The following is an 11596-nucleotide window of genomic DNA, read 5'->3' on the forward strand; positions in this document are numbered from 1 at the left end:
TCAGGATGATTTTTTCAACAGGTAGAAAATCATCCTTTTCGTCATGCCTGAGACGCAAAATATAAGAAATAACAACGCTCATGAACAGGGTATACGATTTTTATCCCTCCTTAACTTAATGACATTGTAATTTTCCTTTCAAAAATGGCTATAGTGTACTGTTATGCATTTACACTGGGCATTGTTTTCCAGACACCGTAGACGTACAGTCCGGGTACCAGCAAGCTGAGCGCCAGATTCGTAATACGGAACTTTCCGCCGCCGATCAGACCGATTCCCGTAGAAATAATGCTCAGAACCGTGATCCCAATGCCCCAGTTCACGCATTTGCTGGCATTCTCAGGGACTTTGCACGCCCTGAGACCTTTTACGCCGGCGATGATCTCAATCACCGAGTTGATTGTCACGATGATGGAACTCGCGTAGAGGATACCCGTTCCATCTGCACTCCCCGCCAGCGCCGCCAGTGCACTGACACCAAGAATCGCGATCACCCCGGCGATCCCTGCGATGATGCCGCCTGCGATCATCAGGATAGAAGTGATCTTCAAAAATATCTGTCTGCCGTTAGTCATGGTAATTTTCTCCGTTTTTGTTGATTCAGAATGCAAATTCTTCACGGTATCTTTGGTTATTTCTCTTGCTTTTTGAACTCGACTGTTTTGCTGCTGTCCGCAAGGTCGAGCTCCAGGATCAGTCTGCCGTCAGTATCTTCATCCGAGGCCTCATGGTAAAAGGAAGTGATTTCCCCCGCAGGGGATCCATCTTTCCTCTGCAATACGCAGGTATCCAGGAAAAACTCCGTAGACTGGACGATTCCCGGCTGAAGATAGACAAATTGAATAGGATCATCCAGCTATTGCTCGCCATCCAGTAAAAGCTTGATGCGGCAGCCGCTGTCCAGCTCTATGACATAATGCCCGTCCTCACTTGACCAAGTGCCTGAAATCACCTGAAGCAGCATCTCATTATCGGCGTATGTATGATCGCCATCCAGTATCGTAGGAGTCTCTGAACCATCTATCGTAGGAGTCTCTGAACCATCCACAGTGTCCGGATTCATCGAGCCGCCATTTTCCATGATCCGTTCAGCAGCAAAATAACGAAACAGACGAACTCCGGTCACTCCCAGAACTGTCAGCGCAGGCAGCGCAATCAAGAATACGCTTCGAATCTGTTTCATCCCCCCTCCTTTCTCCTGATGAGGATTCCTGCTGCAGAGCAAGTTCGGCCTGAGCTGCGGCAAGAAAAAGCCGGCACGTGTTCCGCTTGCCTCTCAGGGCCTTCTCGTTTTCGACAGAATACGGATATTTATTTTCCTTACAGATTGATACTGTGGCCATTGTAATGAGTTATTTTCGATCGCGCCCTGTCCTTAAGTACAGGTTCGGACACTTTTTTCAGAAAAATTTTCAAAAAAAATCCCGGCTCTAAAGAAAGCCAGGATAGACAGAACAGGTTCTTGTTATTCGGTTGTGGAAAATGTCTGTTCCTCGGGGAGGTTTGGAACGATAAAATTCTTCTTTGTTACCGCGATGGCAAGCTGGGTTCTATTCGTAAATCCGGTTTTGGACAAAATGTTGGAAACATGGTATTTGATGGTTCTTTCCGAAACATTCTGCCGGGCGGCGATCTCATAGTTTTCCAATCCGTCACAGATCAGCCGCAGTACCTCGATCTCCTTTGACGTCAGCTCCGTACTTTCGACCAATCCCAATTTTCCTTCGGCGTTTCGCCCGGAAAAAGATGTTCGCCCGCCATGGTCCGGTCGATCACGTCGATCAGTGCTTCCGGACTGATGTCCTTATACCAGAAGCTGTCCACTCCGGCCGCTTTTGCACGTTTCAGGTAGCTCACCTCAACCATGGATGTGACGATGACGATCCGGATGTCCGGAAACTTCGCCTTGGTCTCGGCGGCAGCTTCAATGCCGTCTTTACACCCTGAAGTACAGACATCCATCAAAATCAGGTCAATGTGCTGCTGACCGCATTTCAAAAGAGCCATATCCGCTCCGTTGAGACTGGCGGCCAGCTCCTATCTGCAGCTGTCGGAAAGCACCCGCTCCATGTATTCACGGGGCATCCGCTGATCCTCTACAATCAGAACCTGTTTCATTTCATACTCTCCTTTGTCCCCGGGAAAACCACGGTCAGCACAAAGACCGGTTTCGACTGTATTTCCATCGTACCGCCGCAGTCCAGAATATGGCGATACAGGTTGAAAAGTCCGTCCTTGGGAACGATCTCCGTTTCGGGCGATCTTCCGTCGTTTGTGATCTGCATGGAAATGCTGCCGCCGGTTTTCTCCACCGTTATATACAGTGCTGTTGATCCGACATGGCGCACGCTGTTTGTCAGACATTCCCGCATGGCGAGGATCATCACACCGCGAAGCTTCTCCTGCTCAGGCAATTCTCCGGATAAGTTTACTTGGATACCGATGGTCCTGGCATCCTGCAGGAATCTGTCCAGCTCGCTGTGCCCCTGCGAATAGTCATTATCGTATTTAATAGCGCTGACCGCACGGGAGAACAGCTCAATGGCATTTGCCGCTTCCTCCGTCTGGTTGTGGTTAAGAATGTGGCGTATGGCAATCAGTCCCGCTCCCCTATCGTCATGCAGCTTCGTCTTGGCGGCGAGCACTTCCTTTTCTCTTGTCAGGATTAAAGCATTGTCAGAAAGCCATTTCAATTCGAGCGAAATGGCTTTCAGCCGTTTAATCTGCGCTTTCAGCTCAAGATTTTTATGGTACAGCTCCGTGACATCCGAAAAGATAGCTTCCGTATACAAGGTGCCGTCCGACGCTTTCACTTCAGTCTTCCGGTAACGCCAGGCTTTGCCGTCGGGAAAAAGACAAGTCTGCCTCTGGGGAGAGAGCTGGATCACCCCGCTGCACGCGTTGCAGTCTGACAGCGCATCCTGCAGTTCCGCAACCGTCTGGAGATCACTCTGTGAGATCGTGCGGAACAGAGTATCCATTTGCCGGTTGCACAGTTTCACACTCCCGGAGGGCGTAAAATAGCAGATGCCGCTTGGCAGCATATCCAGAGCCTGCTTGACGGAATCGCGGCTGAGCGTCTGCTTTCCCAGTCTGTGCAGCTTTGCCATATCCCATATCAGCAGAAGATCTGCCGCTAATGTGATGCCCCATAAAAGCCACATAGGCAGAGGCAGCCATGTCCTGTACGCCAGTCCTTTGGTCATCTTTGAAAAAGCATCCGCCAGCCCGGACAATACGATAAGAACGAGCACAAATATGGATAGATGCATAATATTATTCCGCTTGTCGCGCAGTTTACCGTAAGCAGCCAGCATCACGAAAAGGGACAGGATCAGGGTAAGGAACAAGGCAACCAGCAGCGGCGTTTGTGCCGGAGTTGAAGAAAAATAAAAATTCCTCATGCCGGTTCACCCGCCTTTCCGATCCGAAGGGAAAAGCGCTATACGCCTTCCTCACAGGTGCACGTATCGGCAAGAACAGACAGCTCCGACAAATCGCCTTTGCTTTCCGCATGCAGATAAAAGACGATCGCATCTTCCAGACTGCGGGCTTTCAGCCAGACCAAACGAAGGTCATCCATGGCCGCTTCCGTCACGGCTTCAAAAAAGTCATAGACACGGATTGCATCCTGGGTATAAATGCGGTTTTTGCCCGGAATATCCATGGCACATTCCACACTCATCAGTTCCAGATTGGCAAGGGATTCCTCCAGACAGGCGGACAGCTCAGCGGTATCCGTTACGCTCGATCTTTCACCGATAAACATCAGATTGCCCCGGCGTTTTATGTACGCGCCGATCACCGCCGCTTTTGCCAGCAGACTGCGGCGAATTTCCGGATTGTCTTCCGCTTCATTTTGTGTCAGCAGCTGATCGAGCAGCTCGATCTGATGCACTGTGTGTGCCTGCAGCCGGTCATAGAGCCGGCTCTTTTCCCGAACTGCATTGATCTTTACCTTGGTTTTATAGTTTTGCTGCTCCACATCATCGCTTTCCGAAATCCTTTGCCGGTTTTCCTCCAGCTTTTCCAGCAGAGCAGTAATGTCTGTGATATCTTCCTGCCACAAAACATGACCGCCATTGATCCTGCAGCTTCTGAGCAGCGTGTTGCGATCCAGCATGGTCGCGTCCTTTTGTGCCGAGCGTATCACATCCGCCGTCAGCATCGGTGCGTTTGAAGAGGCATAACGGGTATGCAAGTCCGTGTCTACGATCTGCGCTCCTATGGAGCCGGCTTCAAGCAGCGATTTGTACCCGGTATTGGTCTGAATCAGCCCGCTCTGAATACAGCTTTCCAATATTCCGGTAAACATCAGGCACTGGGCTGCCGTGATGTCTCCGCCGATCAGCCGCATCCATTTTGCGCCGCTGATATATCAGGGCATATGCGATCGAGCATGTTAACAGCAAGAACGGAAGATATTTTTTCCTTTGGGAGAGTCGGCACTTGATCAGCATGATGACAAATGCCGCCAAAGCACAAAATATCTCCCATCCGAGAACGATATAATACCCGAATCTATATCCATTGTTTTCGCCCGTCCATGCCTCTCCTTCCGGGAAGGAAAAGGCAAGCTGATGGAAATCATTTGTAAGCTCAAAAAGCAGACAGAGCACCGTAGGAACAGCTAATAACAGGAGCGTCGTTTTCGATAACTTTGCATTTGCGGGCTTCCCCAGTGGGAGGGCAACAAGCAAAGAAAACAGCGGAATAAACAGCATGGGCAGGTAGTACCAGTCCCACAGTTGCCGTGCTGTTCCGATATCGGTTATGAAATAGTATTTCATTGAACGGAGAATAAACCAGAAAACCATTAAACCTGAAACAGCAATCAGATAATGGCGCACCTCTACCTGAATGATCCGTTTGCTGACGGAAATTTCCCATCCGATATAAAGAGCGATATAAATAAGCGAGCGGACAATTCCACTGGGAACGCCCAATATGCCAAGATTTCCCAGAACGCGTAAGAAAACAGCAGAGAAGATCATCGCGTCTACAAGAAGACCTGTTTTGTGATTCTGTTTCGTCATGAGGAACCTCCTTTCTAATTCATCTTGTTTTATTATTCGGGCAAGGTACAGGTAACGTTTTCCCGAAGAACCGAGGCAGCCATATTTTTGATTTAGCCAGACTGGGACTGACCCGTCAGGAGCAGCTGAACATCGCCATCTCGCCTGTCCGCTCGTATGAATGAAAAAGTCTGCACAGTCATACGCCGTACGGTTATTTCTGCTTTCTGAAAAAAAAGAACCCCGAACTATACAGTCCAAGGTTCTGTCGGAAATCACGAGCGATGCTCAAAAAGTTATTTGTTTAAAATTTGCGGTAACCCCGTTTTACGACATTTTTTCGATTAACAAAACGGCGCAAACGCTGTTTAAACCTGATTTTTGTGCTTATTTAGTCCGAGAGGGGCTTCATCGTCGGGAAGAGCAGGACTTCGCGAATCGAGCTCTGATCGGTCAGGAGCATGACAAAACGGTCAATGCCGAGGCCGACACCGCCGGTAGGCGGCATGCCGTATTCGAGGGCTTCTACGTAGTCGACGTCCATGTCGTTCGCTTCATCATCGCCCAGTTCGCGCAGAGCGAGCTGATTGAGGAAGCGTTCTTTCTGGTCAATCGGATCGTTGAGCTCAGAGAAGGCGTTGGCGTATTCGTGGCCTTTGATGAAGAGCTCATACCGGTCGGTGAAGCGCGGATCTTCCGCGTTCTTTTTGGCCAGCGGGGAAATTTCTACTGGATAATGGTAGACAAATGTCGGCTGTTCCAGCGTTTCTTCCACATATTTTTCGAAGAACAGGTCGAGAATGTGACCAACCGAGTTGTGCTTCTTCTCGAGTTCAATGCCGTGTTCTTCCGCAATTTTCTTCGCTTCTTCGAAATCGGTAATTTTTTCGAAGTCGATGCCGGTCTTTTCGAAAACCGCTTCGGACATTTTCAGACGAGCGAACGGCTTAGAAAGATCAATTTCCGTACCCTGATACGTTACGGTCTGCGTACCGAGAACGTTCTGTGCTACATAACGGAACAGACCTTCGATCAGGTCCATCATGCCCCGCAGATCGGAGTAAGCCACATACGCTTCAACGGTTGTGAATTCCGGGTTGTGGGTCTGGTCCATGCCTTCGTTACGGAACAGACGGCCGATTTCATAAACCCCTTCGAGTCCGCCGACAATCAGACGCTTCAGGTTCAGCTCAGTAGCAATACGCAGATACATATCGATGTCGAGCGTATTGTGATGCGTTACAAACGGACGGGCTGCCGCACCGCCAAGAATGGTATTCAGAACTGGCGTTTCGACTTCAATCAGGCCCTGGCCGTCAAGATACTGCTGAATGGCACGAATGATTTTCGGACGCGTAATTGCAATGCGGCGGGCATCGTCATTCATGATCAGATCGACGTAGCGACGACGGAAACGCTCTTCCATATCCGTCAGTCCATGGAATTTTTCCGGAAGCGGACGGAGTGATTTGGAAAGATGCGTGTACTCTTTGGCGCGTACGGCAATATCACCATGATCGGTTTTCATCAGAATGCCTTCAATGCCGACAATATCGCCAATATCGTTTTTCTTGTACACTTCGTAAGCCTCATCGCCTACCGTATCTTTACGTACGTAAATCTGGATCTGGCCGTCACGGTCCTGGATATGCATGAATCCGGCTTTGCCCATGCGGCGCTTGGTCATAATGCGGCCGGCGACTTTAACCGGAACCTGAAGTTCTTCGAGTTCTTCTTTGGATTTATCCGCATAAACCGGCAGAATATCGCTGGTTCGGTGGGTTCTTGGATAGGCCTGGCCGAATGGATCAACGCCCATATCGATCAGATCCTGCATTTTCTGACGACGGACTTTTTCCTGTTCAGTCAGTTTTACGTTATCTTTATTGCCTTTCTGGCTCATGATGACATTCCTTTCTGTTTACATATTTTCGGTGCGCAAAACAAAAGTCTGCAGATCAGACCGTTCGCTTTCCAGTTTGGAAAAAGCGTTCAAATTCACTTTATCAAAAACAGTTCTGACCATTTTTCGTTTTGCTTTCTCTTCAGAGTATTCATTTTTTCGGGCTCTGTCAAATTGTTCGAAAACCCGTACAGACGCCCGCTATGCCTGCGACAGGCTGTATGGCTTTAGCCAAGGACTTTTTTAATCTCTTCGAGATGAATAGGTCCCTGACGAAGGATTACAGGTGCGTCCCCGGTGCAGTCCACGATGGTGGAGGCGATGCCTTCCTGACAGGGACCGTCGAGAATTCCGTCGAGTGCCGGAAGCATATCGGCAGCCTCTTTCATGCAAAGGGCAGCCGGTTCGCCGGAAAGATTGGCGGAGCTGACCATCAGCGGTCTGGCTGTCTGACGCATGACATCGAGCAGTACCGGCGCATCCGGAATACGAAGGGCAATCGTATCCTTCCCGTTCGTGTATTCCCGACTGGCGTTTTCTTTAAGACGTACGATGAGCGTCATGGCGCCAGGTAAAAATGCGTCCGCCAGCTTCTGCGCCAGCGGGGAAATTTCAACGATATCCTCGACCTGATCCAGAGATGCGCACATCATCGGGATCGGTTTGGATTCCGGTCTCTTTTTAATCTGTTTCAGTCTTTGAAGGGCGTCCAGATCACCGCAAATGCAGCCGACGCCATATACGGTATCGGTCGGAAACGCGAGGATTTTTCCGTCCTTCAGATCCTGAGCCATTTCACGAGTCTGTGTACTCGAATACTGTTTCATTTTTTCACCTGCTTTAGAATTTCCGCTTAATTTATTTGGGTTTCTACTATATAGTGCCTTAAGCATTGTATACAACCAGAGCCGGCCTGGCTTGCCCAAAAGCCAGATCGGTGTTCTGCAGCGTACGTGTCCGGCTTGTCTGCATTCGGATTCGGATCCCAAATCGCCGGCAGCCCTTGTCCTGGCGATCGTTCCTGGGATGCGGATACATTGGCCGGGTGTGCTATTCTCGTTAAGAGGAAGATAAGAAAGCAGGCCGGGTTTTACGGTCTGCCTTTCTTCTGTTTTTTTAATCTGCCTGTTTACACGCTTTTGGCTGAACGGCGCGGCCGGTTTCAGCTTCAGGAGGTTTTACATGTTTGAAGATACCATTGCGGCGATTGCTACCCCGCTGGCGCGCGGAGCCATCTCCATTATCCGGCTCTCGGGCGACGATGCGATTGCGATCGCGGATTCCCTCTTTTCCGGAAATCTTTCCGCCGCGAAAAGCCATACCATTCATTATGGATATATTGAAGAAAACCAGACGCCGGTTGACGAGGTTCTCGTTTCTGTTTTCCGTGCCCCTCGATCGTATACGTGCGAGGATGTTGTGGAAATCAATGCACACGGCGGACCGCTCGTTACCCGCAAGATTCTTTCGCTGCTCCTGAAAAACGGCGCGCGGATGGCCCGACCCGGCGAATTTACGGAGCGCGCCTTTCTGAACGGCCGGATTGATTTGTCCCAGGCGGAAGCGGTCGAAGACATGATTGATGCGTCCACCGATGCCGGAAGCCGACAGGCCATCTACTCCATTCGCGGAGAAATCCGCAAGCTGCTTCAGCCGCTGATCGATTCCATGATGGATCTGATCGCCAATATCGAAGTCAATATCGATTATCCTGAATACGAAGATGCCGCCGAAATGACGGCGGAAACGCTCCTGCCTCATTCGCGTGAAATTATTGAACGAATGGATGAAATTATCGAACGTTCGAAAGCCGGGATGATGGTACAGGACGGCATCAGGACGGTCATTGCCGGCAAGCCGAATGTCGGCAAAAGTTCTCTGCTCAACGCTCTGCTGCGGGAAGACAAAGCGATTGTAACGGATATTGCCGGAACGACGCGCGACTTAGTCGAAGGCCGTGTTCAGATCGGCGATTTTGTTCTCAATCTTGTCGATACCGCCGGCATCCGAGAAGGGGCAGAAAAGATCGAGCAGATCGGTATTGAAAAAAGCCGTCAGTCGATTGAAGATGCGGACCTTGTTCTGCTCGTTCTGGATGCGTCCAGACCTCTCGACGAACAGGATCAGGAGCTTCTGAAGATGACCGAAAACAAGCGGCGCATTCTGATCCTGAACAAAAAGGATCTTGCCCCCGCCTTTGAAATGGATGGCGCCGTCTCGATTTCCGCTCTGAACAAAGATCTGGGCGGCTTGAGCGAAGCGCTCGGCCATCTGTTCACGAGCGATCAGATCGTATGGCAGCCGCGTCTTTCCAACGAACGGCAGCTCGGGCTTCTAAGTCAGGCCCGACAGGATATGGATCGCGCCAGAGAAGCTATGGAAAACGGCATAGAGCCGGATCTGATCGAAATTGATCTTCTGTCTGCACACGATCATCTCAAGGAGATTCTCGGTGAAGTTCACCGGGAAGATCTTCTCGATACCCTGTTTACCAATTTCTGTCTGGGCAAATAAGGAAAACGCCCGCTAGGAGTACTTTTTCATGTATTTTATTTCCACCTTATCCGCCAGCGCGCCCATCGTTTTGCGCGAAGCCGCCTATATGTCGGATACGACCCGGCTGTTTCATGAAGTGGTCATGGATCTGGCAGCCTTTTCCATGTATCTGCTGGAGCTGATGTCGATCATCCTGATCGTCTTTACCACCGTTTCGGCGTTCTTCAAGCTGTTTCGTCATGAACGCTATGCCCGCGTCTATCTGCTTCATGGCCAGTCTCTTGGTCTGACCTTCAAGCTGGGTGCCGAAATTCTGCGAACGATCACAGCGGCGTCCCTGATGGATATTTTCGAAGTCTTTCTTCTCATTGTGGTCAAGGCCTGCATGGTCGTTCTGATCGACCGGGAACTGAAGAGTGCTGATGAAAGCGATCTTTCGCTTCCTCCCGCTCAGCGTATAAAAGAAAGCCATGGATCCAAGTCTTCGCGTTCGGGAGCAACCTATCATTTCTCCCTGCTCCATAACGAAAACCGTACCCGTTCAGCCGAAGAAATGGATGAACTGCGAAATGAAGTCGAATCTCTGCGCCGTCAGCTGGATGCCCAGAATACGGCTTCGAATTCCGCCTCAAACGATCCGCAAACCGAATAAATCTGGATCCATTTCAGGTTCATTTTTCCATTCGTGGAAAATGAACCTTTTTTTACGTATATTTCCTCGAAGACAAAAAAGAGACGCCGAACCCGAACTAATGCTGCTTTTGAGAAATGGAGACCTCAGAGTATGCCGCTCCCGGTAAGCCGCTGATCATTTTCGACATCTTTTTTATCTTTTTGCGATACTCCGATTATTCATTCATTATTAATGGTATTTTAAATCTGTAATCCCTGTTGGCTGATCCAAAGCGGCCGAACGGTTTGGCAAACAGGACAAAGGAGAAGATTATGAAATTCAAACGTACAGCTGCGCTCCTTTGCGCGGCTCTTCTTCTGGCTGGCTGTTCTTCTTCCGATTCCAAACCGGAGAAAGACAGCACAAGCGGAGGACAGAGTGAAGCAACGTCCGTCGCACAAACAGAAGAAAAGAAAGAAAAAGAAGAGGAAGGTTTTAAAGAAACCGTTATTTACGATCAGGACGGTCTCAAGGTCACCGCAACCGGCATGGAAAAAGGCTTTCTGGGCGAAGAAGTAAAGATGGTCTTTGAAAACAATTCGGATAAGAACTGGACCGTTCAGGCCAGAAACACTTCGGTTAACGGCGCTATGATCGATCCATCCATGTCCATCGAAGTGGCTCCCGGCAAGACTGGCAAAGGCGAAATGACTTTCCTTTCAAGCATGCTGGAAGATCAGGGCATCGATAAAATCCACACCATTGAATTCAACCTGCACTTCTTCAACAGCGATGACTTCATGGACAGCGTAGATTCCGATCTGATCACTCTGAAAACCGGAGAAGAAGAATCCGAAACCGATGCACCGGAAGGTACCGTTCTTGTAGACCAGAATGGAATCAAGATCATTTCTCTGGATGAAGTGGAATACGATGAATTTTTCGGAGCTGATCTTATGGTCTATATCGAGAATAATTCAGAAATCCCTAGGACTGTTCAGGCCAGAGACTGTTCCATCAACGGCTATATGGTAGATCCAATCTTCTCGTCGGATGTTATACCTGGTAAAAAGGTACGAGAGGGCATTACCATCATGTCTTCCGACCTTGAAGACAACGACATCGATAAAATCTCAGAAGTTGAACTGACATTCCATATTTTTAACTCAGATGACTTGATGGATTCCTTTGACGTCGGTCCTGTCACTCTGAATTACTAATCCAAAACGATCTGCAGGCAGCTGCAGTTCATAAACGCTGAATATGAAAAAAATCCCCGAAGAATATCGGATTTCTCCTTTATCTTTCGGGGATTTCATTTTGTCTGGCAGCTTCCTATCTTTGCCTTGCGGCTATTGTCGGCGTTCTGCAGCTTAACGGCTGTGTGCGAGATGGGAACAGGTGTATCCTGCAGGCTATCGCCACCATACGTAGATTTTTTGAATGGATCTTCCAAAAACAAACATCAGTCTTCCAGCATAACGATCTAACGCGATCGTTGGTTTCCATAGTGGCTTCTTGCGTATAGCTTTCTCGAATCTTAGATTAAGCTTTCGACCGATTAGTACT

General features: G+C 49.3%; 12 protein-coding genes and 1 rRNA gene. 3 read left to right on the top strand and 10 right to left on the bottom strand.

The features are described from left to right. Positions 1-161: 161 nt before the first annotated feature. From Afil_RS09840 to Afil_RS09880, 9 genes are all read right to left on the bottom strand, one after another. The gene (locus Afil_RS09840) at positions 162-575 is read right to left on the bottom strand and encodes a hypothetical protein (protein WP_230268387.1); all 414 of its coding nucleotides are present in this window, start codon (positions 573-575) and stop codon (positions 162-164) included. Positions 576-856: 281 nt separating this feature from the next. Beyond that, a complete protein-coding gene (locus tag Afil_RS09845) occupies positions 857-1183 on the bottom strand; it encodes a hypothetical protein (protein WP_230268388.1) in 327 nt (108 codons plus the stop codon). 282 nt (positions 1184-1465) lie between these two features. Next, positions 1466-1711 (bottom strand): response regulator transcription factor, encoded by a 246-nt coding sequence (locus Afil_RS09850; protein ID WP_230268389.1) that lies wholly within the window; start codon positions 1709-1711, stop codon positions 1466-1468. After that, positions 1690-2007 carry a response regulator gene (locus Afil_RS09855; RefSeq protein ID WP_230268390.1) on the bottom strand — a complete coding sequence of 106 codons (318 nt, stop codon included), beginning with the start codon at positions 2005-2007 and terminating at the stop codon, positions 1690-1692. The genes Afil_RS09850 and Afil_RS09855 overlap by 22 nt, the downstream gene beginning before the upstream one ends. Positions 2008-2114: 107 nt before the next feature. Then, positions 2115-3404, bottom strand: a complete 1290-nt coding sequence (locus Afil_RS09860; protein WP_230268391.1) for a sensor histidine kinase — start codon at positions 3402-3404, stop codon at positions 2115-2117. 38 nt (positions 3405-3442) lie between these two features. Continuing rightward, complete coding sequence (locus Afil_RS09865; RefSeq protein WP_230268392.1) at positions 3443-4300, bottom strand: hypothetical protein; 858 nt, start codon at positions 4298-4300, stop codon at positions 3443-3445. After that, positions 4239-5036, bottom strand: coding sequence for a histidine kinase N-terminal 7TM domain-containing protein (locus tag Afil_RS09870; protein ID WP_230268393.1), 798 nt, complete (start codon positions 5034-5036; stop codon positions 4239-4241). Before Afil_RS09870 ends, Afil_RS09865 begins: the two co-directional genes overlap by 62 nt. A 370-nt stretch (positions 5037-5406) precedes the next feature. Next, complete coding sequence (lysS, locus tag Afil_RS09875; RefSeq protein ID WP_230268394.1) at positions 5407-6918, bottom strand: lysine--tRNA ligase; 1512 nt, start codon at positions 6916-6918, stop codon at positions 5407-5409. A gap of 227 nt (positions 6919-7145) precedes the next feature. Next, a complete protein-coding gene (locus Afil_RS09880; protein ID WP_230268395.1) occupies positions 7146-7745 on the bottom strand; it encodes an L-threonylcarbamoyladenylate synthase in 600 nt (199 codons plus the stop codon). 355 nt (positions 7746-8100) lie between these two features. Here Afil_RS09880 and mnmE point away from each other — a divergent pair, with 355 nt between their 5' ends. The 3 genes from mnmE to Afil_RS09895 all read left to right on the top strand — a co-directional run bounded on the left by mnmE (position 8101) and on the right by Afil_RS09895 (position 11247). Next, positions 8101-9432: a tRNA uridine-5-carboxymethylaminomethyl(34) synthesis GTPase MnmE gene (gene mnmE, locus Afil_RS09885; protein WP_230268396.1), complete on the top strand. Its 1332-nt coding sequence runs from the start codon at positions 8101-8103 to the stop codon at positions 9430-9432. A 28-nt stretch (positions 9433-9460) separates the two neighbouring features. Further along, a complete protein-coding gene (locus Afil_RS09890) occupies positions 9461-10066 on the top strand; it encodes a DUF1622 domain-containing protein (protein WP_230268397.1) in 606 nt (201 codons plus the stop codon). A gap of 293 nt (positions 10067-10359) precedes the next feature. Continuing rightward, on the top strand, positions 10360-11247 hold the full coding sequence (locus tag Afil_RS09895) for a hypothetical protein (protein ID WP_230268398.1): 888 nt from the start codon (positions 10360-10362) through the stop codon (positions 11245-11247). Positions 11248-11349: 102 nt separating this feature from the next. Here Afil_RS09895 and rrf read toward each other — a convergent pair. After that, positions 11350-11456, bottom strand: a 5S ribosomal RNA gene (rrf, locus tag Afil_RS09900). Positions 11457-11596: the final 140 nt, after the last annotated feature.

Origin of the sequence: Allobaculum fili (genome assembly GCF_020969955.1) — a bacterium.
Lineage (GTDB): Bacteria > Bacillota_I > Bacilli_A > Erysipelotrichales > Erysipelotrichaceae > Allobaculum > Allobaculum fili.